Source organism: Anaerobacillus sp. CMMVII (genome assembly GCF_025377685.1).
Taxonomy (GTDB): Bacteria; Bacillota; Bacilli; order Bacillales; family Anaerobacillaceae; genus Anaerobacillus.
Genome location: NZ_JACEHK010000017.1, coordinates 190,173 through 213,170, shown reverse-complemented (window position 1 = coordinate 213,170; position 22,998 = coordinate 190,173). Strand labels below are relative to the sequence as shown.

25 protein-coding genes and 1 pseudogene are annotated in these 22,998 nt (G+C 39.8%); 1 reads left to right on the top strand and 25 read right to left on the bottom strand.

Annotated features, from left to right (window positions below; translation table 11 throughout):
- Position 1 precedes the first annotated feature (1 nt).
- From fliW to H1D32_RS22455, 13 genes are all read right to left on the bottom strand, one after another.
- Entirely contained in the window at positions 2–445 is a 444-nt protein-coding gene (fliW, locus tag H1D32_RS22510) for a flagellar assembly protein FliW (RefSeq protein ID WP_261180437.1), read from the bottom strand.
- A gap of 209 nt (positions 446–654) precedes the next feature.
- Entirely contained in the window at positions 655–1,233 is a 579-nt protein-coding gene (locus H1D32_RS22505; RefSeq protein ID WP_261180436.1) for a DUF6470 family protein, read from the bottom strand.
- Positions 1,234–1,462: 229 nt separating this feature from the next.
- The gene (flgL, locus tag H1D32_RS22500) at positions 1,463–2,395 is read right to left on the bottom strand and encodes a flagellar hook-associated protein FlgL (protein WP_261180435.1); all 933 of its coding nucleotides are present in this window, start codon (positions 2,393–2,395) and stop codon (positions 1,463–1,465) included.
- 112 nt (positions 2,396–2,507) lie between these two features.
- Entirely contained in the window at positions 2,508–4,088 is a 1,581-nt protein-coding gene (gene flgK, locus H1D32_RS22495; protein WP_261180434.1) for a flagellar hook-associated protein FlgK, read from the bottom strand.
- A gap of 24 nt (positions 4,089–4,112) precedes the next feature.
- Positions 4,113–4,604: a flagellar protein FlgN gene (locus tag H1D32_RS22490; protein ID WP_261180433.1), complete on the bottom strand. Its 492-nt coding sequence runs from the start codon at positions 4,602–4,604 to the stop codon at positions 4,113–4,115.
- 17 nt (positions 4,605–4,621) lie between these two features.
- Entirely contained in the window at positions 4,622–4,879 is a 258-nt protein-coding gene (gene flgM, locus H1D32_RS22485) for a flagellar biosynthesis anti-sigma factor FlgM (RefSeq protein ID WP_261180432.1), read from the bottom strand.
- 106 nt (positions 4,880–4,985) lie between these two features.
- On the bottom strand, positions 4,986–5,420 hold the full coding sequence (locus tag H1D32_RS22480; RefSeq protein WP_261180431.1) for a TIGR03826 family flagellar region protein: 435 nt from the start codon (positions 5,418–5,420) through the stop codon (positions 4,986–4,988).
- Positions 5,421–5,507: 87 nt separating this feature from the next.
- Complete coding sequence (locus H1D32_RS22475) at positions 5,508–6,206, bottom strand: ComF family protein (protein ID WP_261180430.1); 699 nt, start codon at positions 6,204–6,206, stop codon at positions 5,508–5,510.
- Between the two features lies 1 nt (position 6,207).
- Entirely contained in the window at positions 6,208–6,543 is a 336-nt protein-coding gene (locus H1D32_RS25190; protein WP_396126315.1) for a helicase-related protein, read from the bottom strand.
- Positions 6,441–7,634: a DEAD/DEAH box helicase family protein gene (locus H1D32_RS25575; RefSeq protein WP_396126288.1), complete on the bottom strand. Its 1,194-nt coding sequence runs from the start codon at positions 7,632–7,634 to the stop codon at positions 6,441–6,443. The genes H1D32_RS25190 and H1D32_RS25575 overlap by 103 nt, the downstream gene beginning before the upstream one ends.
- A gap of 294 nt (positions 7,635–7,928) precedes the next feature.
- Positions 7,929–8,774, bottom strand: a complete 846-nt coding sequence (locus tag H1D32_RS22465) for a DegV family protein (protein ID WP_261180429.1) — start codon at positions 8,772–8,774, stop codon at positions 7,929–7,931.
- 418 nt (positions 8,775–9,192) lie between these two features.
- Positions 9,193–9,897: a response regulator gene (locus tag H1D32_RS22460; RefSeq protein WP_261180632.1), complete on the bottom strand. Its 705-nt coding sequence runs from the start codon at positions 9,895–9,897 to the stop codon at positions 9,193–9,195.
- Between the two features lie 19 nt (positions 9,898–9,916).
- Complete coding sequence (locus tag H1D32_RS22455) at positions 9,917–11,044, bottom strand: sensor histidine kinase (protein ID WP_261180428.1); 1,128 nt, start codon at positions 11,042–11,044, stop codon at positions 9,917–9,919.
- A 305-nt stretch (positions 11,045–11,349) separates the two neighbouring features.
- Here H1D32_RS22455 and H1D32_RS22450 point away from each other — a divergent pair.
- Positions 11,350–11,981, top strand: a pseudogene (locus H1D32_RS22450) (YigZ family protein).
- A 101-nt stretch (positions 11,982–12,082) separates the two neighbouring features.
- Here H1D32_RS22450 and fabZ read toward each other — a convergent pair.
- The 12 genes from fabZ to spoIIQ form a co-directional block, all read right to left on the bottom strand.
- Complete coding sequence (gene fabZ, locus H1D32_RS22445) at positions 12,083–12,514, bottom strand: 3-hydroxyacyl-ACP dehydratase FabZ (protein ID WP_261180427.1); 432 nt, start codon at positions 12,512–12,514, stop codon at positions 12,083–12,085.
- A 249-nt stretch (positions 12,515–12,763) separates the two neighbouring features.
- Positions 12,764–13,039, bottom strand: coding sequence for a DNA-directed RNA polymerase subunit beta (locus tag H1D32_RS22440; protein ID WP_261180426.1), 276 nt, complete (start codon positions 13,037–13,039; stop codon positions 12,764–12,766).
- A gap of 82 nt (positions 13,040–13,121) precedes the next feature.
- Complete coding sequence (locus tag H1D32_RS22435; RefSeq protein WP_261180425.1) at positions 13,122–13,955, bottom strand: flagellar hook-basal body protein; 834 nt, start codon at positions 13,953–13,955, stop codon at positions 13,122–13,124.
- 119 nt (positions 13,956–14,074) lie between these two features.
- Positions 14,075–14,899 carry a flagellar hook-basal body protein gene (locus H1D32_RS22430; RefSeq protein ID WP_261180424.1) on the bottom strand — a complete coding sequence of 275 codons (825 nt, stop codon included), beginning with the start codon at positions 14,897–14,899 and terminating at the stop codon, positions 14,075–14,077.
- 88 nt (positions 14,900–14,987) lie between these two features.
- Positions 14,988–15,992, bottom strand: coding sequence for a rod shape-determining protein (gene mreB / locus H1D32_RS22425; protein ID WP_261180423.1), 1,005 nt, complete (start codon positions 15,990–15,992; stop codon positions 14,988–14,990).
- Between the two features lie 112 nt (positions 15,993–16,104).
- A complete protein-coding gene (gene spoIIID / locus H1D32_RS22420; RefSeq protein ID WP_261180422.1) occupies positions 16,105–16,392 on the bottom strand; it encodes a sporulation transcriptional regulator SpoIIID in 288 nt (95 codons plus the stop codon).
- Between the two features lie 649 nt (positions 16,393–17,041).
- On the bottom strand, positions 17,042–17,545 hold the full coding sequence (locus H1D32_RS22415) for a nuclease-related domain-containing protein (protein WP_261180421.1): 504 nt from the start codon (positions 17,543–17,545) through the stop codon (positions 17,042–17,044).
- Between the two features lie 238 nt (positions 17,546–17,783).
- Positions 17,784–19,673: a DUF294 nucleotidyltransferase-like domain-containing protein gene (locus H1D32_RS22410; RefSeq protein WP_261180420.1), complete on the bottom strand. Its 1,890-nt coding sequence runs from the start codon at positions 19,671–19,673 to the stop codon at positions 17,784–17,786.
- On the bottom strand, positions 19,654–21,315 hold the full coding sequence (locus H1D32_RS22405) for a sodium:solute symporter family protein (protein WP_261180419.1): 1,662 nt from the start codon (positions 21,313–21,315) through the stop codon (positions 19,654–19,656). Before H1D32_RS22405 ends, H1D32_RS22410 begins: the two co-directional genes overlap by 20 nt.
- 47 nt (positions 21,316–21,362) lie before the next feature.
- A complete protein-coding gene (locus tag H1D32_RS22400; RefSeq protein ID WP_261180418.1) occupies positions 21,363–21,668 on the bottom strand; it encodes a DUF4212 domain-containing protein in 306 nt (101 codons plus the stop codon).
- 70 nt (positions 21,669–21,738) lie between these two features.
- Entirely contained in the window at positions 21,739–21,915 is a 177-nt protein-coding gene (locus H1D32_RS22395; RefSeq protein WP_261180417.1) for a hypothetical protein, read from the bottom strand.
- Positions 21,916–22,152: 237 nt separating this feature from the next.
- Positions 22,153–22,959 (bottom strand): stage II sporulation protein SpoIIQ, encoded by an 807-nt coding sequence (gene spoIIQ / locus H1D32_RS22390; protein ID WP_261180416.1) that lies wholly within the window; start codon positions 22,957–22,959, stop codon positions 22,153–22,155.
- Between the last annotated feature and the right edge of the window lie 39 nt (positions 22,960–22,998).

Sequence of the window (22,998 nt, the reverse complement as noted above, 5' to 3'; positions counted from 1 at the left end):
GTTATCCCTCCTGCCCAACAGTTTGTGGCATTAATAAATGCTTGGTTCGATAGTTTGTTTCACTTAATAGAATTTGTTTTGCTTTTTGCTTTTTCGTATTAATAACGATTGGTCCTTGAAGGTTTGCAGTTGTATCGGTAAACGGGTCTTGGACGGTTAAGATCACATACAAGGCAACGTCCTCTTCTTTTTCAATCACTAATGCTTCAAGGTTTGAGTCTGAAAGCTTGACTTGGTAATCAGGGAAAAATTGAAATGGTGAGACACAGACAAATCCTAATTCAGGGGTAATGACTGATTGCAAGATGTATAGCGGTGTTTCTTGGCCGAACGGCAGTAAAACAAACTGCTTTTCGTCTAAAAAGCTTGGAATTCCATTTTCAAATTTGATTATACTCTCTTCATTTATCTCTACTTCACCTAAATACTTTGTTTTTATTATCACGAGTTATCACCACTTTATCTATATTCTAGCTTTATTGTACTACTTCAGAGCTTTAATTAAAAATAGATACCTGACATCAATATATAAAATAGAGGCTGTCCCAAAACAAAGTGTCAGACACCGCTAGGCACCGAATATAGACATATGATAAATCTGTACGTCAATATTTAGTCGGATCCGCGTGGTTTCAGACACTTTTTGGGCAGCCTCTAAAGCTGTTGATTTACCTGAACACCGACAGCTTGAAAGGATATGCTTTGTTTTTGTTGTAAGTAGATGTTCGTTTGCCAAGGACGATGTTGTATCGTAGGCTCATGTCTTTGCACCTGGATATCAGCTATGCCACCTTTGACTTGAACGCTCGTTTTGCTAGGTTGAAAGTGAATTTTTACTTGAAACGGACCCGGCATCTGGCCGACGGTGGCCTGCTTCTCCGGGAAAAGAACACTATTTACTTTTGCAAGGTGAGGAATGACATTGCCACCATTTTCAATTTTCATAAGTTGGTCGCCTTCTCTGGCGTATTTCGCTGTCACCTGACTTGCGTTACTCATTGCTTTGGCTGCAAATTCTTTATTCAACTGGTAGACATGCTTAAGATTCGCTGAAGCAAAAGCTTGTGTTTGGTCGATGCTAAGCTTTGCTGGTTGAGTATTCATTTGGATACTGGCATGTTCTTGGTTTATTGAAAGTACTGCACTGGCTTGCTTTATTTCGATATGGGGGCGCTGTGAGTGCATACCAGTTTGTCCACGTACTGATTGGATTGCTATCGTTGGTAGTTGCATTAAAACCGCCCCCTTTTAATATTGTTTGAGTTTACCGTAAGGCTATTTTCGCAAAGTTTGTTGCTTTCGTAAAAATCCCAAAAGCCGGATTTTTACACAAAATACTAAGAATCCACCACTTATTTAGTAAGTAGTACTCTTTTCTTACTTAACTATTGGGTGATATCTTCATCTACGTTTTTTTTCGATTATTTTAGGTTAAAAAAGCTACATTTTTTAAGAAAAGAGCCTAACGTAAAAAGTCTAACAACGATGGCTGGATAATTCTTGCCCCAGCTGAGAGAGCCGCACGATGTACACTTTCTTGTGAAACAAGATCAATAATGACTTTTTCCATATCGGCGTCTTCATTATTTGAAAGTATCCGTCTAGCAATCACTTCTTGCTCCATAATTCGGTCTTCAATCATTTCAACTCGATTTACACGGGCCCCCAACTCTGCACGTTCATTGACAACACTATCGATATGATTTGCGACTAGGTCAATAAACCCTTCAATGTCAGTAGCTTTAGAGTTTGGGTTCCCGAGCGTTTTTTCTAAAGAAATAATATCACTGAAGAATTTTTCAGAAAAAACATTTGTCGGGTTAATATTTACACCGACATTCACTCCTTTTAACAGTTCAAATTGAACCGCTTCACCATTCTTTGAAACAGCATCAGCTAGCGGCGGAACAACTCCAGTAGCAAGGGCCTCCGCTAGGGCTGCATTCATCTGCTTCTCATCAACCGGTGGATTAATCGTATTGGTCCCATTAAAGATATATTTATTATTTGCTTTTGTATTTGCGAGGGCCATGAGGTGCTCCCGTAATTGCGTGATCTCTTTACGAATGTTCTCTCGTTGCGTATCTTCATAACTATCATTCGTTGCTTGGACTGTAAGCTCTCTGATCCGCTGAAGTGTCAGGGTAACTTTGTCTAATGAAGAATCTGCCGTATCCATCCAATTGTACGTTTCTGATAGGTTTCGGTTAAATTGTTCTATTTCAGTTACCTGTGAGCGATAGCGCATACCATTCATAGCAACAACAGGGTCTTGAGAGGCCCGTGTAATTTTCTTCCCCGTCGCTAATTGATCTTGAATCTTCCCTAGCTTTTGGTAGCTATTTGACATATGTCGAAGGGTATTATTCGATAACATCGTTTGCGTAATTCTCATATCTTTCACCTACTTTTTTAAAGTGTTGAGTTTTGAGGTATGAGTTAATGAAAGCTTTTCAGGGATGCACTTCGAAGCATCACTGAAACAACTCAAAACTCATAACTACCAATTATCTCCCCGCCGTACCCATGCCATTGATAATCCTATCTAGCATTTCGTCAACGAGGGTTATGGTTCTCGCCGCTGCATTATAGGCATGTTGGAATTGAATTAAATTTGTCATTTCTTCGTCTAAGGAAACGCCACTTACACTTTCACGGCGTTGGTTAATCGACAGTCTTAATGTTTCTGTGTTATAAACCATCCTGGCTGCTTCGTTTGTGTTAACTGCCATTTCACCGATGACACCTTGATAAAAGCTTTGCACGGTTGTGGTTGTTCCACCAAAGTCAAGTAAGGCATCTTTCACGTTTGCTAAGGCTAAGGCATTGGCTCCATCTCCAGAAAATCCACCTAATGACGCCGCTATGTTATCTAATTCTCGAATAATATCATCTGAGACCATAAGTTTTAAAGCTGCACCCTTGATATTATTAGAGGTTGGTTGAAAATCTTTATACGTGAAAAAATCAACTGAGGCACCTTTGTTTCCATTTTTTACATCATTTAAGGTCCAACCCTCGTTATGAACTCTATTAAACTCCTGAACAAAGGTGTATGCCATTTGATCTAACTCTTGCAGCATTTTTGGATAAACGCCTTGTTCTGAGCCGTCTTTTCCAAGGTAACCATGGACTTCTAAATTTGCTTGCAATTTTCCAATCGCTGTAAAGTCTTCAAAGTTGAGTTCAGAAACCACTCTATTAACACCTGTTTCCAACTTTTCAGGGCCAAATTTTATTTTATCCACTAGACCAGTATCCTGGTCATAAGTAACTTGAACTTCATTATGTGTTAAATCTCTGCCATCAACCAGAGTTATGCCGAGTTCCTGCCCATTGTCGTCAATAAGTTTAATCGTATACTTACCTTCTGCTATCTCTAGTGCTAGTCCATCACTTCTAACTGGCTCGACTTTGATGTTAACTAACTGTGACAGTTGGTCGACTAATAAGTCTCGTTCATCGTAAAGGTCATTCGGTAGATAACCATGTGGCTCAATTCCAGCTATTTGTTTGTTTATTGAATTAATTTGCTTTGCGATTGAATTAATATCTTTTATCGTTATATCAATCTGCGACTTTAAGTCACGCTGAATAGCAACTAAGGAGTTGGCTGTATAATTAAAGGTTTCAGCTAATGCCATTCCTCTTTGCCGTACAACCGATCTAGCCCCTGAATCTTCAGGGTGAACTGATAAGTCTTGCAATGATGTCCAAAATTTATCGAGTGTATTTGCTAAGCCTTTTTCACTTGGCTCATTCATAATATCTTCCATCTTCTCTAAAGCCGTATGCTTTGTATCCCAATATCCAAATTTACTTGTTTCATTACGGAATTGCAAATCAAGAAATCCTTCTCTAATTCTTTGAATTGAGCCTGCCTGAACCCCCGTACCAATCTGCCCTGGAATTCCTGGTCTATTAAAACCAACTCCTGGAAACGGGGTTGTCGTTGTTAGATTCACTCGTTGTCTGGAAAATCCTGGTGTATTGGCATTTGCAATGTTATGTCCTGTCGTATGTAATGCAGTTTGTGACGTATAAAGGGCACGTCGAGCCGTTTCTAGTCCCTGAAAGGTTGACCGCATTTGAACCCCTCCGTTTCTCTCTTTTTATGCTTTTGAGTCAAATAATGAACGTCCGAGCGGCTCAGACTCGTTATTTTTCACTCTGTTATAATTCCCAGTCTCAAGTTCAGGTTGCAAGACATCAAGGGATAGGTTCACAAACCGTAACGAATCTTGGATTAGCTGCTGATTTAAATCATTTGTTTGCTTTAAGCTTTGAATTTCGGCCACTAATCTTTTCTGCAACTCTAATAACTCCTTTTTTTCCATATCTGAAATATAGGGAAGGAGCTCCGTGATCGTTCCGCTTTCTATTGCCAATCCCTTGCCGTTTAGAAAATATCGAACTAACCTAGACCGTTCTTGTTCTAATTGCTGTAGCTTTTTTAATTGGGACGTTTCTTTTTGAAGGATCATCCGGAAGTGAGAGATGTCACCCTTAATAATGACATTGGTTTTTTCTTTGGCAAGTTCATGAAAGGATTGATGAACTTGATCTAGTTTTTTTAAACATTCAATAATGAGTTGGGCAGACATCTATTTCACCTCTACTTCTATTCATTCCAAAACTCGTAAAACTTTTTCGCCACTTCCTGGGAGTTTACTTTGTATTCTCCTGACTGAACCTGCGCCTTTAACTGCTCAATTTTTTCTTTTCGTTCCGTTGTAATTCTCGTTTCCTGCTGCAGCAGTTTTGCTTGTGGAGAAATTTCTAACTGATCGCGTTTTTTGGTTACTTCTCCCTTAGGTTGTAGTTTATCCAGTTGCTTCCGGTAAATATTTTGCAGATTTCCGTACGGATTAATTTTCATTGAGTTTCACCTCTTTTGATTTACTTTTTTAATAATATCGGCAAGATCGCTAATTTGTTTAGATTTTCAAATAAATAATTACTTTAAAAATAACCGTTAACAAAGGCTAACGGTTACGATCAAATCTGTTATTTACTGAATGGTAGGTGGTGATTTTACTGTTTTCCTCACGCTTGTTACGTTCTGCGAATGTTTTTTCAATGTCTAAACGCTCTAAACCATCTGTGATGTTGCCTCTACAATCGCTACAAATTCGTCCTTCACGAATCATTGTGCCACAAGACTCACATGGGTATGCGAGATTAGGAAAACTATGTAAAGATATTCTTCCTTGTTTGATAAACTTATAAATGAATTCTTTTTCAACACCTGTTGCCTCTTCTACCTCATGAATTGTTGCCCTTCGATTATCTTTTTTTCTTACGTAATGATAGACTTTTTGAAAATCATCTTCTTCTTGTTGGTGACAATTATTACAGACCTCTCGAAATGCTTTCACAAAAATCTTATTGCAACGCGGACAATTTAGTAATTCTGGCATAACCGCTTCCCCCCATCCAATACTGCTTATACTTATTATATCGGACTGGCATCTACTTTTAATTAGGCTATTGGGAAATTTTTTTGGTCACCCTCTAGCAACAGTAATTGAATAAACAGCTGCTGCCCCGTGTTGTTTTAAAATAGCTGCTGCTGAATACAGCGTCGCTCCTGTTGTGTAAATATCATCGACTAGTAACAGCGATTTCCCTTTGCATAAAGAGGCTGGGACCAAACCAATTTGAAACCGGTCTTCTTGGTGTAAGCGTTGTTGACGGCTTTTTTTACTTTGCTTGGTTACTCCGATAGGTCTAATGATCGCTTCAACAATTGGATAAGGTAGCCCTTCAGCAAGTGCTTGTGCTTGGTTAAAGCTTCGTTCATATAATCGTTCGGGACTTAGTGGAATCGGAACAACCGCATCAATCGTCTCAAATTGCTTAACTAGAATTTGAAGCTTTGGCCAAAATAATTTTACAAGCTCGGCATCCCCTCGATATTTCCACCTCCCAATTACTTCCTGTAAAAATGAATTGTAAACAAAGACCGAACGATTTTTCACCAATCCTCCGTCTCCCCAGCGCACACAGTCATGACATAACTGACCGTGACGGTACTGTGGATCTACACCGCTAAAGGTGCGTCCGCACTTATCACAAATCTCCCCTGTAATTTCTTTAAAGCTGCCGCTACATTGCTGACAGATTGGTAGAGTTGTCGCTCTGCCAAATACATATTCCCAGCTCACCTTTTCAATAAAAGCGGTATGGCACCACAAACAGTACATGTTAAAAACCTCCCAACTTATTCATTAAGTTAATATGGTCAATTGCATCTAGCATCGCCTCTGTTTGACCATAATGAAAAAAGTGAATATCACCCGTTGGAAACCTGGCACTACGACCAACACGACCAGAGATTTGCACAAGAGCACTTTCAGTAAAAATGTCGTCATCTGCACCATAAACAGCGACAGCTACGTTTTCAACCGTAACGCCTCGTTCTAAAATCGTCGTTGTCACTAATATTTGAAGCTCTTTTTGGCGGAAGTTTTGAACTTTTTCGCGGCGATTAGGATCTTCAGCGTGAACGCCATCGAGTAGGGGAAACGTTTTTTGAAGGATTGGAACGATTTGATCGAGGACGGTGACTGAAGGAACAAATAGAAACGCTTGCTGTTTAGTAACCATTCGTTTTTTAACCAATCCATGATGGTGTCTGACACCCGCTCTTTTTTTAACAGCTTACGCCAGTTTCCAATCCATTTGGACTTAGGAACCGGAAGCGGAAAGCCATGGTAGCGCGTCGGTATTTTAACGATCTCGAGATCTTTTGACTTTTGGAGTTTTTTATCAGGAGTGGCGGTTAAGAGGATCGTTGTGGCCGTTTGCTTAGCCGCTTGTTTGGCTGCAAATTTCAGCATCGGGTCATAGGAGAACGGGAAGGCATCTACTTCATCTATGACGACGAAGTCAAAGTGGTCGTGGTATCTGAGGAGTTGGTGGGTCGTTGCTAGCACAAGCTGCCCTTGTTTTCCACGATCTTCACTGCCACCAAATAACGAGATCACAGCTATTTGTGGAAAGACACTTTTTATCCGAGGCGTAAGTTCATGAACAACATCACTTCTTGGTGTCGCGATCACGACATTTTGTCCTTCTTCAATCGCTTTGTTCATCCCTTCAAAAAGGATCTCAGTTTTTCCAGCACCGCAAACCGCCCAAATTAATAACTTTTTCGCCGTACCGACCGCTGCAATAATTTTCTCAGATGCGTGTTGCTGACCTTGCGACAAGGTTCCTTGCCATTCAAGAGCCCGATTACGTTTTTCATAGTGGACGTGCGTCCCTGTCCAAGTAAGTAATGGTGAGCATTGCGACACCTTCCCCATCGTCAAACAGTGGCGACAATACACACATTCTGCTTCGCACCTTGCACATGCATGCTTTGCAAATAAGTGTCTTTTCTGATTGCCACAGCGCTGGCAAAAATATGAACCATTTTTTTCAGTGATTCCTTTATGGTAGCTGACAAAGCCATGTAGATAATGCTCGTGAATGATTTCGATTGAAAGGTTAATCTCTTGAAAAAGGAGTTTTCTACCGCTTAGAAGTTGTTGGAGTGTTTCGGAATAGTTATACGTAGAATTAAGTGGTGGCATACAAAAGTCCGGAAGCCTACTAATGGCCGTAGGTACGAAGTCGGATTGCCGCAAAACAGCTGGAGCGATGTAATTCTCATAAAACACAAATTTCATCAATGCACCTCTTTCTTTAGTTTTGAGGGTTGAGGGTTGAGGGTTGAGTTTTTTTGGGGGCTTCGCTTCGGTGCAATGCTTTCGCTAACTCATAACTCTTAATTCAACCCTTTTAATTTTTTTGAGTTTTGGGTTTTAATGTATCGCTTCGAAGGATCACATTAAGGAAAATTACTTTTTTTATAATTCTTGTGGGTATTGCTTCGAAGCATTACCCACATTAACTCTTAACTCAACACTCAAAACTCTAAACTATCCTTTATACCATCCAATCCCAAGGCTACCTTGTCCAAGGTGTGTGCCAATGACTGGACCGAAATAACTAATACAAATATCCGCGTGTGGGTACTGTAACTTGAGATGATCAGCAATTTTTACAGCTTCTTCTTCACAGTTGCCATGAATGACAGAAATATGAAGTGGCGCGTCTTTTTGTACATCTTCTTCAATAAGACCGTAAATTCGATTTAACGCTTTCTTTGCAGTCCGTACTTTTTCAAACGGAACAATTTTCTTATCTTCAAAGTGTAGGACAGGCTTAATTTGAAGCAAACTACCAAGAACTAATTGTGCTCCATTTAGTCTCCCACCACGATGAAGATGACTTAAATCATCAGCAATGAAATATGCACGCATATTTTCTTTCATTTCGTTAAGTCGATTGATGATCTCCTCAGCCGTCTTCCCAGCTTTGGCCATCCTCGCTGCCTCAAGAACGTAAAAACCTTGTGGCATACAACTTATTTCGGAGTCGAACGGAATCACTTCAATTCCTTCAACCATACTGCCTGCAGCAACTGCAGATTGAAAAGTGCCACTAATACCACTTGAAAGATGAATTGAAATGACCTGATCAAAGTCTTTAGCGAGACGCTCGAACTCCATCGCAAGTTCACCAATTGCTGGCTGTGATGTTGTTGGCAGATTTTCTGCTTTTTTCATCATCTCATAAAAATCATCAGCAGTAATTTCTACTTCTTCCTTATAAGACTCATGACCAAAAATAACGTTTAAAGGCACCATCGTTATTTCTAGCTCATCCCTTACATGTTTAGGAATGTAGGCCGTACTATCAGTTACAACCGCTATCTTGCTCATCGTTATATCCTCACTTTGTTAGATTCATATTTTTTAAAAAGATTATTTTTTCGCGTAGATTATTCCTTTCGTAAAATCCCAAAAGCCGGATTTTTACACAAAAATAATAAGATTTCTTACTTATTTAGTAAGTAGTGCTCTTTTCTTACTCAATTCATTGGGTGATATCTTCATCTGAGGATTCTTCCAATTTATTTTAGATTAAGAAGCAACAAAGTTTACGAAAAGAGCCTTTAAAAAAGCTTGTACAAAATTGTACAAGCTTAACTTATCTATTAATAGTATTCACTACCATAGTACCAATAACCTATTCTACCTGTCCAATTTTATTAACATACAAAATAGGCAGGAAACGACATTGACATGTAGAATTGATTGAGTGAGCACTACAAAGCATTAACTTTAAAGCATTCTACATTTACCTAACGATTACCCAACCATTTTTAATTGCTTCAACAACAGCTTGAGTGCGATCATTTACGTTCATTTTTTGGAGAATATTACTTACATGGTTTTTCACTGTTTTTTCACTAATAAATAAGATTTCTCCGATTGAACGATTGCTTTTACCATCCGTCATTAACTGAAGGACTTCACATTCACGACGGGTTAAAACATGTAACGGGCGTCGGTATTCGACTTCTCGGAAGCCAATTTCTGTTTCTTGTGTTTTATCTGAAGCTAAACGACGGTATTCGTTAATTAAATTATGGGTTACTTTTGGATGAATGTAGGCGCCCCCATCAGCCACTACTTTGACAGCTTCAATTAACGAATCTGCATCCATCTCTTTTAATAAATAGCCAGAAGCTCCTGTTTTCAACACATGTGTCACGTACGTTTCATCATCATGAATGGACAGAATCAGTACTTTAATGCCTGGATAGGCCTCAATCAGTTGACGTGTTGCCTCGACACCGTTCACTTTAGGCATGTTAATATCCATTAAAATGACGTCAGGCTGACATTGCTCGACCAATTGCATTGCCTTGGCACCGTCATCACCCTCAGCAATAATATCAAAATTATCTTCCATCGCTAAAATTCGCTTTACCCCTTCACGGAAAAGCTGATGATCATCAATAATTATTATCTTTATAGTCTTTTCTGTTTGCTCGTACATCATAGATAAATCCTCCTATTTATGTATGGATTGGTATAGCAATCATGATGGTTGTGCCTCTATTGATTTTGGAGTCGATCGATAATTGACCCTTTAACATGTTGACCCGTTCTTTCATTCCTAGTAATCCAAAGCTACCTTCCTTCTTTTCGTTAAGATCGAAGCCTTTGCCATCATCCTTCACCACTAAAAGAACCTTGTTCATTTTTATTTCCATTTTGACTTGAACTTCATTTGGATTGGCATGTTTATAGGCATTTTGAACAGCTTCTTGGACAAATCGAAAAAGAGCAATTTCAAGTGTTGCAGGGAGGCGTTCTTCTTTACCAAAGTTTCGGAATGAAATCGTTATACCCGTACGCTCTTGAAAGTTTTTTAAATACTTTGTTAGCGTCGGGACTACCCCAAGATCATCTAGGGCCATTGGGCGCAAATCATATATAATCCTTCTCACTTCAGATAATGAATTTTTTACCATCGACCTCAAGTCACGTATTTCTAACAACGCGTCCTCAATCCCTTTTTCACGGTAAATACGTTCAACAAGCTCAGAACGAAGCAAGACATTGGCCATCATTTGTGCTGGTCCATCGTGTATCTCTCTTGAGACTCGCTTTCGTTCTTCTTCCTGCGCTTCGATTATCTGCAACCCATACTCTTGGATTTTTTTTGCACCTTGTACCATTTCGTTCACTTGCTGCAAATCACTCGTTAAATAGTTTAAAACGACTGTTATTTGGCCAACTAACGCTTCTGCTTTTTTTATCGTATCTTGAATGGCAATGAGCCTGCGCTCAAGTGTGTCACGACGTTCGCGAAGCTGTTTTTCTTCTTGCTTCAGTAACGCGAGCTTAACACGAAAATCATTTGCTTGTTCGTAAGCTGTACGAACCTCTTCATCAGTGAATTTATCAAAATTTTTACTAACCTCAGCTAGACGATTGCGAGCAAAACGTGCATGAAGCTCCGTGCGATCCGTATTTTTAATAACAGCCGCAACCTGCATTTGTACTTCAGCTAGCTCTATTTGTAATTGCGAATATTCGTTTCGTGATTGTTCAGTTATATCAAAAACTTGCTCTTTACTATCACTTACAGTATCAACCATTTTTTTTAATATATCGTCTAATGTTGTGTTATTCGCCATGAAAGTCCCTCACTTTAACTGTACATAACTATCCTATTAGAAAATAGAAACTAAGTACCTAATATTTTTATAGGTAAACTTTACTAGATTTCTAGCTAAACGTAGTGCATATCATGTGAAATTGGCTATTTAGTAGCAGACTTTTTGATAACTAGATTCCGTCTGTCTTATTTTCTAGCAGATCCACGTTTTCTATTCTACCATATAAATACGTAATTAGATGCTGTTTTAAGGGGGGGCAGGTGTTTTTTCATATTTATGTTACAATAAAAAGTGAACTAGTAACATCAAAAGGGGTGAAGTTGTTGCTCACGGCTTATTTTACAGTTAAAGGATATGGAGAGCATGAGCTTGTCATTCAAAAGTCGCGGTTCATTACCTATGTTACCCGTGTCACTACAGAAGCTGACGCTCAGGCATTCATTGAAATGATAAAAAAGAAGCATTGGGATGCGAACCATAATTGTTCGGCCTACCTCATTGGTGAACAGGACCATATCCAAAAAGCGAATGATGATGGTGAACCGAACGGAACAGCCGGTGTACCAATGCTAGAGGTTTTGAAAAAGCGTCGATTAAAAGATACCGTTGTTGTTGTGACCCGATATTTTGGTGGCATCAAGCTTGGAGCCGGTGGTTTAATACGAGCATATGGTAGTGCAACCAGTGAAGGTCTCAATGCAACCGGAATCGTTGAACGAAGACTCGTGCAAATTTTCATACAAAGGTTGATTACACTTGGCTTGGAAAATTGGAAAATGAAATTCGCGGTTCACATTATCTCCTTAAAGAAATTAATTATCTCGATCAAGTCGAACTTCAAACCTATGTAGCGAGCGGTGAAGAAGAGGTGTTTATCGAGTGGATGATGAACCTAACAAATGGTCAGGCAAAAATTACTGCCGGAGAACAAACATACTTAGAGGTCGATGTGTAAAGTACATAAAAAACTGATACCTTCGCTGAAGCGAGGATATCAGTTTTTTAAAAATAGCTAGTAATGCACATTCGAAGCTTGAAAGCCACAATGTTTCCTAACTATTGCTTTTCACCTAATGCAAACATAAGCTCAGTTTCAGCTACAACTTTTCCATCTACATAAGCTGTACCTTTTCCTTTGCCAATTGAGCCTCGTAAACGCGTGATCTCCACTTCAAGGCGAAGTTGATCACCTGGTTTGACTTGACCTTTGAAGCGACAACCATCAATCCCCGCAAAAAAGGCTAAGCGACCACGGTTTTCTTCCTTGATTAGCATCGCTACGGCACCTACCTGTGCAAGTGCTTCGATAATGAGGACTCCCGGCATTACTGGGTAATCTGGGAAATGACCATTAAAAAACTCTTCATTAGCTGTTACATTCTTAATACCCACCGCACGCGTACCTTCATCAAGTTCAATAATACGATCAACTAATAAAAATGGGTAACGGTGAGGAATGATTTCTTTAATTTGTTGAATATCTAACATTTTAGTACCTCCTATTAATAACAGATCTCATAATAGGATTGTATCATATTTTTGTAAGTTTCACACCTTCCACAAGTTGCGATAAGAAAACGCAAGCGCCGCCCATTTAAGCCCCGACAAGAAAATGTTCTTCGAGAAAAAAAGTGTGATCTTTCACTATTCTCGAGGGTCTAGGCGCACTGGAGCTAGACGTTTACACTTCCTTAAATTGTAAAAAAAACTGTGAAACAAATTTGTTTTCACAGCTTTTTACTTTCCATCTTTATAGATGATCTCATGAATTTTTAACCAAGGACCTTTACCAAGAACATCCTTTGGTTCTCCATCGCCAACAATACCGTAGCCAAACATCGCCCCAAGCACAAGACTTGCAGCAAAAATTAGAAGCACAATGATGAGGCGAACCCAGATCGGAATTAAACGAATTGGTTTACGTTTTTTACGCTTTTTCTTCGCTTCCTTCTGAGCTCTCACTTCTTGTCTATTTTTTTGTTCAGTAGGTTGATTATCGTTTTCTTTCGTCATTTGATACACCTTTTCAATAGAGATTTTCGAGCTACAATACATTGTCACCTTAAGCATAACTTGCTTTGGTTACTTTGTATATCTATCCTCTAATATTATTTACTAATCCCATCATTTGGTCAGCCATAGAAATGGACCGTGTATTAAATTGATACGCACGTTGTGCAAGAATTAATTCACTTAGCTCTTTACCAAGGTCAACGTTGGAACTTTCTAAAGTTCCTTGAATAATACCACCATTTCCTACAATACCAAACACATCAGCGAAGGTTAAACCTAAGTCATCAAGGTTCGGAAAAGAAAAGAAATTATCACCATTATTTTGAAGTAACTGCGGTTTCGTAATTTTTACTAGCTGCAATTGCCCCACGTTTAGCTGAGTATCATCATGTAAAAAAACATCAATTCTACCATTGTCCGTCACAAGTATCGACTTGTAATTAGCCGGAATCGTAATCCGTCCACCAGTTGAGGACATAACATAATCGCCATCTCCAGTAACAAGGAATAACTCGTCGTTATTAGTAGCATTTGGAGTTAAGTAAAACGCACCGTCTCTAGAAAAACGTCGCTCTCCACCGGCCTCTGTTGGCAAAACCTCGAAAAAGGCACCTTGTTCAGAAATCGCTAGATCCAACGCTCGTCCTGTTTGCATTAACGCTCCTTGTTCCATTCTAACATTTGTCTGGGAGACACGTGCACCTGAACCAATCCGTATGCCTAACGGAGTATTGCGCCCAGTTTCTTGGGTCCCGACAACTTGATTATTTAATTGCTGAAATAATAAGTCTTGAAACTGAACATCACGACGTTTGTAACCAGTTGTATTCACATTTGCAACATTATTAGAAATTGTATCTAATTTCTTTTGCAGCTGGCCCATAGTCACTGACGCCGTTATCATTGATTGATTCATGAGAGCACCTCTTTTTTACAGTGTAGAGTTTAAAGTGTAAAGTGTAGAGTCCTAAGGCATTGCTTCGTAGCGTTTCAAGCAACAAAACTCTACACTCTACACTCTGAACTCTAAACTAATTATCCTATTCTCCCAATCTCATTGACCGCTTTTTCCATGCTGCGATCGTACGCTTGGAGGACTCTTTGGTTGGCTTCAAAGGCCCGAAATGCAGTCATCATATCGGTCATTGTTTGGGCTGTATCAACGTTGGCACGCTCAATGAAGCCTTGGTTTAGTTGATACGAAATATTAGCATTACCGTTTGCAGAAAGAACAGCTTGTCCACCTTCGTAACGAAGGAGCCCGTTTCCTTCTTTTACAAGTTGATTAGGATTGGCAACAAAGGCAACATTAATTTGGGCAAAATTCGTACCATTCTCATTAACGAGGAACCCTTCCTGTGTAAGCTTAAAATCATCATTGCCTACATTTAAGCGATTCCCGCTTGGGTCAAGGACATAAAACCCTTCACTCGTCGTAAGGTAGCCTTGTCCATCAACTGTAAAATTCCCGTTTCTTGTATAACGTACTTCGCCTGTTTGATTTTCAACGGAAAACAATAATGCTCCCGGGCGTCCTGTTTCTTCATTCAACGGGACAACACCTTGAAGTAGAGCAATGTCTGTTCTGTTACCTGTTTCATGAAGATCACCTTGGCGAAAATTTAGGGTTCGCTCTTGCAAGTATACCCCTGTACTTAATTCACCAACGTGAGTCGTTTTTCCTTGGGGACGATTGTCAACGCCCATTGCTTGGATCAGCAAATTCGGAAACGCTCGCAATGATGCATCATCAGCGCGATAGCCTGGTGTATCGGCATTAGCTAAGTTATTTGTTAGCATTTCCTGACGGCGTTGCTGAGCAATCATTCCGGCAGCAGATGTATAAAACCCACGAATCATTATTGTTTCACCTCTATGTATCTTACTCTATCTATTCTATTTATCGGCTATCATGTTGGCAGTTGAAAGATATAGCAATTTTGGCAGTTTAGTATTTAAATTTTCGTCTTGACACCTTGTCCAAGTTTTCAAGTAAAATACCGGTTCCCTTTGCAACACAATGCATTGGCTCTTCAGCAACTAAGACAGGTACCTTTAATTCTTCTGCTAAAAGTAGATCAATACCATGAAGCAATGCGCCACCACCAGTCAGGATGACACCACGGTCAATAATATCTGCTGAAAGTTCAGGTGGAGTTTGTTCAAGAACACTTTTTGAAGCTTGTACAATATGTGAAATTGCCTCTTCTAAGGCTTTTTGGATCTCATCTGAGTATACGGTAATCGTACGTGGAAGTCCACTAACCAAGTCACGACCACGGATATCGATTTCCTCTTTGCGACTACCTGGGAAAACGGTTGCTACTTGGATTTTAATTGACTCAGCCGTACGTTCCCCGATTAATAATTTATACTTTTTCTTAACATAGTTTAAAATCTCCTGATCAAACCTGTCCCCTGCAACCTTAATTGAAGAGGCGGTGACAATATCGCCCATTGATAATACAGCAACATCTGTTGTCCCACCGCCTATGTCTACGACCATGTTACCGCTTGGTTGGTAAATGTCCATGCCTGCTCCAATTGCCGCAACTTTCGGTTCTTCCTCTAAGAAAACATTTTTACCACCGCTTTTTTCTGCTGCTTCACGAATCGCCTTTTGCTCAACTGAAGTAATGTTGGTTGGGCAGCAAATCAAAATTCGTGGTTTTGTAAAAAAGCCTCGAACATTAATCTTATCCAAAAAATGTTTTAGCATCGATTCAGTTAAATCAAAGTTTGCAATAACCCCGTCCTTCATTGGACGAAGAGCCACAATGTTTCCAGGCGTACGCCCGACCATTCGGAACGCTTCATCCCCAACCGCTAAAACTTTACCCGTGTGTGTATCTATTGCGACAACTGAAGGTTCATTTAATACAATTCCTCTTCCTCTTACGTGAACGAGAACATTTGCTGTTCCTAAATCAATTCCAATGTCCCTGCCAAACATGCCATTTCCTCCCTGCTTTAAGTAGCCGTTTCATCTATCACTAATTAGTTTATATCTAATGTAATATTTTATCATATTTTGTCAGTGCAGGGAAAATGATTTTTTTGTGAATTTACGATTGAGTCTCTGCTAACTTCTTACCGCTTACTGGCTCTGACTTCTGGTACTTCACTTTCGTTGCTTCGCCACCTCGTAAATGCCGAATCGACTTATGATACTCTAGTATTTCTTTCACTTCATTTGCCAGCTCTGCATTAATTTCAGGCAATCGTTCTGTTAGATCCTTATGAACTGTGCTCTTGGAAACCCCAAACTCCTTCGCAATCGTGCGTACGGTTTTCCTTGTCTCGACGATGTACCTGCCAATCTTGATTGTTCGTTCTTTGATGTAATCGTGCACACCTCTCGCCTCCTAATTCATGAGGGTCCTGCGAGCCCGAACGTCCGCTAACCGATAAAAACCCATCCCCTTATATATGTAAAGATGAACTCCCATACAATACGCCTCCGTCCAAGTGATCTTAGGCCCTTCCTTTAATAACTAATGATTTGTAACATTTTATTAAGGGAGACGGGTATATATGCATAAAAGGTGGTGAGACAAGGCTTTTAATTTAGAAAATTGTAAATTCTTGCTTTGGTGTTACCTTTTTGGGCAAATTGTGGGGTGGTGAGGAGGCGATTCATAAGGTTAGGATCGTTTATTTCTAGAAAATTTCTAATTTCTTCGTTTGAAAATGTGGGACTAATTAAAAGGGAGTAGTCTTTCATTGAGGGGATATGGGCATCTTTCATCTTCACGTTGCAACTAGGACACTTCCAGCCACCATAAATTTTAGGGATCGGTAGACATTCGCATTTAGGACAATAGACACCTTTTATAAGTTGGTCTGGGATCATACCAAATTGATCTAGTATGGGAGTGTCGAGCGGCGTATGTTGAGCTTTCATGGTACGGCAGATTTTTTTCACCTGTTTTTCATTGAGTTTATTTTCGGGGTAATATTTTTCAAGCTGTTGAATTTTTATCGGAAGATACTCACTGCGGATTACTTTTTAGAAGTGGTCTCGAGGATGGAGCTGGGATTTGCGCTAACAACTAAGGATAAGATAGTTAGATCTGTATAACCGTTTTGTTTTAGCCAGTTTTTCAGATGCATTTCTTGAAAATAGGCTTGGGTAAGCGGGTCACTAAAACCATCTCTTTTGGTGTCTAGCGTTCTAATAAGTTGATGATTTCTTTCATCGAATTGAAGGGTGCCGGCAATCGTTTTCACTTCAAGATTCAGGAAAAATTTTTGCGAGATTAGGAGATTATCGATTTGAAAAAAATGATTTCCGTCTTTAAGTCTAATTCCTCGTAAAATATAGTAGCTTTTCTCTGGTAAAAGGGAAAGTTGATAGTGTAAGGAGCATTCACCACGATAACCTGCTAGTCTCCTAGCTGTTTCGTCTTTAATTAGAGAGTATTTAGGTAGCATTATTGGGGTTCTTCGTTTCAAAGCAATAAGTTTTTCTAATTTAAGGGGCATTTTTAATTCTTTTATGATCATTTCACCACTCCTTTAGGGGGTTTATTCGATATTAACAGAGAAAATCCTGCTTCTAGAAAAGGTTTTTTGTGTTCTAGTTGGTTATTCGGACAACTTTTTTGGTTATTCGGACAACTTCAGTAATTATTCGAACAACTTTTTCAGTTATTCTGCAAACTTTCCACATTATTCGGCAAAGTCCAAAAAAAAAGTAAAAACTACTCCTTCTCTCAGAATAGTTTCTACTTGCTAAACTCATCTACATCGCAAACAACGCTAGCACTTGATTTTGTAATGAACGAATGATTTTCAATGCTTGGATCAGCTCAGCTTTATCGCGTGATTTCAAATGCGTAAAGGTGACCACTGATGTATTCGGCTCACCTTGTTTGAACCGTGCCCAACCTTGATTGACACGAATTCTCAAAGCAATACTGTAGGCAAACTTTAGCTCACCAGCAAAGTCCTCCGATACCACCTTTAACTTCTTTAACGACTCAATTTTTTGCAAGGGTGTCCCCTCATAGATTCCATTTTTGATCGCCAGTAATTGCAAGCAATGATGGAATGGAAACAGGGCATCTTTTTTTATATCAATCGTCGTCTTTTCTAATCGAAATAAGGCTCTTATCGGCTGGTCTAACGTTGGAACCGGATAATCCTTTTCTACTTTGGCCATTTGGTACATGTAAATTCGAGCTTTTGCCTGTTGTTCCTTAATCGTTGCTATAAATCGGTTGTGCAACGTTTGGTCGCCATACAATAACCGCATTGAAAAGAAATTTTGGCCAAGTAAGACATGCTCATTCGTCGAACGAACGCTCCAGCGACGGAGCCGGTCACTCCAGTTGCTAAGCGAGCCACACCACCCTTCTTCGCTTGCCATCATTTTGCCTTTGCAATGCTCGTAACCTGCTAATGTAAGCAGTCTGACAATCTCTGCTCCTAGCAACCGAAAATAATCTGCTACATCCTCGCCATCCTCATAGACTAAAAAATGGTCTTGGTCAGTTAAGAGATACTGTTCACAGCGACCTCCGCTTCCCATTTGATAGAAGGAAAAAGCGACTGGAGCCTCACCGACTTCAGCTAAGGCTAGCTTCACACAATGCTTGACGAGGCGATCATACAACTTCGTAATAACCTCTAACATGTTGATTGTTGGTAACTCATCATTGATCAGTGTTTCTAACACTTTATAAATCGCTTCTTTCACTTCACCGATGGTTTCCGTTGTCGATTCTTCAATGGTTTGGATGACGTTTAACTTTCCGCGATCTTTTTTTCTCATTAAATCTGACAAGGTGACGATCCCGACAATGTCACCCGTCCCACCGACAACAGGAAGATGCTTAACCCCATTCATTAAAAATAACGAAAGTGCTTCATAATAATAAGCATCCCTGGAAATTGTATAGGGATTTGTCGTCATAATTTCCCGTGCTTGCTTGTCTAAGCCAAGATTTCCGGCTACGACCCTTGCAACAATATCATTTTCAGTAATGATACCAACAAGCTCTTTTCGATCCATGACTAAAACAGATGTCGTCTTCTTATCTATCATTTTTTTGGCAACGTTTTGGATTCTGTCATCAAGACTAACAGTGTTGACTGGAAATTGCATTAAATCATGAACACGCTGAATAAATGGGTCACTTTCGCCCCACTTGCTCGCTAACTGAACTTGTTCAGCCAATGAGCCATAGATGTCACGAAGCCTAACAGCTATCTGTCGCAGTACAAAGTCGCGAACATTTTCATCTGGCCAACGCTCTTCAATGACCGAGTAAGAAACCTGCAAACAAGTCGTCTCTTCTATTGCTTTTACCTCAACCGTATAGTCATAAATATGCTCCGCTGGTTCTCCTAGAAATTCTGCTAAACTTGAAAAACCAATAATGTCATTTGTCTGTAAAACTTCCAGAACTTCGCCTGTACTAGAGTCGTCAATTAGTACCTCTGCCATTCCTTCTAAAATTATGAGCAGACCCTCGCGTGGCGTTTTTTTATATAAAACCGTTTCCCCTTTTTTATAAGTTCTTAACGTACACTTTTCGATTAACTCCGCAAAAACTTCAGATGACACCCCTTGAAACAAGGGGTGCCGACTTATTTTTTCTAAAAATGGACTATCTTCCTGGGGCATCATCTAACCATACCTCACCATCTTTATAAGTCATTTGCTCTGGGTATCTGAGGTCGATACACTCGTCTTGAAGATGTTGAGGTGGTGCAGCTGTTAGTTTTGAGACCGTGTACATAACAAGTAAGTTGACTGGTACACCAAACACACCAGCTGCTGTATCTAGTAATCCAAAAATTGTAATACCACTTCTGGCCAAGAAAATATATCCAAGGGTTACAAATAGACCTGAAAGCATCCCGGCAATTGCCCCTTCGGCATTAGCACGCTTCCACCAAACCCCTAATAGGAGAACCGGGAAGAACGTACCCGCTGCAAGCGAGAAGGCCCAAGCAACAATTTGCGTAATCACTCCAGGAGGATCAAGCGCTACAACACCAGCAACAATGGTTGAGAGAACAATCGCCCAACGCCCTGCCTTAAGTCGTCTCGCATCACTTGCATCTGGTCGCATCAAGCGATAGTAAATGTCATGAGCGAACGATGATGAGATCGTAATTAACAAACCACCTGCTGTCGAAAGCGCCGCGGCCATTGCACCAGCAGCAACTAGACCAATGACGAACATTCCGAGATTTGCAATTTCTGGTGTCGCCATTACCACGATGTCATTACTAATAACAATCTCTGGCCAACTAAGAATACCATCTCCGTTTGTATCAGCAACCTTAAGTCGACCTGTGTCTACCCAACTTGTTGTCCACGCAGGCAATTGGTCAATTGGACTACCAGCAACCTTCGTCATTAAAATAAAACGAGAAAACGCCGCATAAGCAGGAGCCGATAAGTATAAGAGTCCGATAAACAGAAGTGCCCATGCTCCGCTCCAGCGAGCCGCCTTCATCGTTGACACTGTATAAAAACGGACAATCACGTGTGGTAATGCTGCAGTTCCTACCATTAAACAGAACATTAATCCTAAAAATTGTGCTTTGTTACTCGATGAAAATGGTGCAAAGTATTCAGAGAATCCAAGCTCACGATCGAGATCACCGAGCTGACTCACAATGTTGTGATACGATAGCCACGGCAATGGGTTTCCGGTAATTTGTAGTGACATAAAAAGAACAGGTATTAAGTATGCAATAATCAAAATGATGTATTGAGCAACCTGTGTCCAGGTAATCCCCTTCATCCCACCTAATGTCGCATAGATAGCAATAATGACAACACCAATCATTGTTCCATACATCGTATCGATTTGGAGAATGCGTCCGATAACTACCCCTGATCCAGAAAGCTGACCAATAATATAAACGAAACTGATAATAATCGTGGCAATTGCCGCAATTAAGCGACCTTTATTTGTCCCGAATCGGTCACCAATAAACTCAGGAACCGTGTATCTACCATATTTCCGCAGTTGTGGAGCTAATAAAAAGGTTAAGAATAGATAGCCTCCAGTCCAACCCATGATATAAGCCAAACCATCATACCCCAAAATCATAACAGTTCCAGCCATACCAATAAATGAGGCAGCGCTCATCCAGTCTCCACCAATCGCCATACCATTCCAGAACGGTGGAACTCCCCTACTTGCTACGTAAAAATCAGACGTCACTTTCGCTCGACAATAAATAGAGATCCCGATATAAAGGGCGAAAGTAGCAAAAATAATTGAAATTGACATTAAACCTTGCGCATCCATTTGAATCGCCCCCTTTTTTCATTTCTTTTTTCGCATCCACGTTATGTTTAGTGATCAACTGCCTTCCCTGCACTTAAAGTCGCATTCTTCTCGTCATCAATACCAAAATCTCGATCAACTTTGTCACTTAAGACAGCGTTTGTGAATAGGAGGCAAATAAAGATCAATACAGCTCCTTGAGCCCCCATGAAGTAGTGTAGTGGTACGCCGCCAATGAATGTAAATTGCGAGAAAAACTCCGCAAAGGCTACCACTCCAAATGAAACGCTAAAGCCAATTGCCAAAAAGATGATGATATTGCGAGTTCTAATGCGAAAGTAAGCATCTGCTACTTCCTTATCAATTTTCTTCATCGTTTTTTACCCCCTTTCTTTTTTAAAAAATTTATCGTCACACAGAAACAAGTTTCCATGATGAACGCGCTTATCTGAGACTAAAAATAAATTTTACAGTCTCGAAAAATCCTAGTGGAACCATGGCGATTTGAATGATGATAAATACAACAAGCGCTCCTATTGGTGCCGCTAAAAAACTCGGTTTTTTTAATTTAAAGGACAAGAAAACGCTTACACCAATAATTACTAAAAAAAGATAAAACATTCGATCCCTCCAGTCTTGTAAATTTATTTAAATATTCTAAATTTTAACAATAATTGTATTATTACAGATTTTGTAAGCTAGCACAAGTGAAAATTCTCACTACAAACGAGTTTTTTTTCTGACAAAAAATGATGTTTACTAGAGGACTTTGTGGGGAATAGTTTTGATTCTGAGACAACAAAAAACAGCTCCCCGCCTGCGTAATGCAGTGGGAAGCTGTTTTGAAATGATTTAGACTTATAAATCGTCTGTTTCTTCAAGTGGCTCTTCAGCATTTTCTTCTAGTTCTTCGTCAGTTGGCTCTTCTACTTCATCACCTTCAGTCTTTTCAGAACTAGCAGCTGGAAGTGCTGATAATGGTTGTTCAAAGAAGTCACTAGGATTTACCGGAACACCATCATGACGAATTTCAAAGTGTACGTGAACGCCAGCTTCTTGGTTATAAAGGTTTCTACCAGCTTGGCCGATTACATCCCCTTGTTTCACCGATTGACCTTGTTCAACTTTGACGCCTTCTAAACTTTGGTAAATTGTTACAACGTTGTTTTCATGTTCGATATGAACTAAGTTACCAAAAAGAGCATCCTTTTCAACTTTTACTACAGTACCACTTAATGCTGCGACAACATCGAATGTTTCTCCACTCTCTAATGCGAAATCCATACCTTTGTTTTGGTAGAAAGTATTATCGTAAAAGACGAGAGCAGATTCATTTTGTTCAGCTGTTGCATTGAAATCGAAGTAGTAACCAACAACTTGTACTTCTTCTTCATTCAAAAATGGCTTTTTGAACACTTCATTCATTGTTGTTACCGGTAAAGCATCTTCAGTATTTGTACCTTGATCTGTACCAGTTGGTCCTTGCTCAACATTTGGATCTTCTTGTGTAATTTGTTCATCAGATCCTTGAAGCCAGATTACTGTACTTAATACTAGTGCTGCTAAACCTAAGTAAAGTGCTGGTAATACCCAACGTTTTTTCATTGTCTTCTGAAGGTTTGCCTTCAGTTTTGCTAATTTAGAAGATTGATTTTCTTCTCTCATTTAATCATCACCTCAGCAATCAGTCTGATCAAATTATGA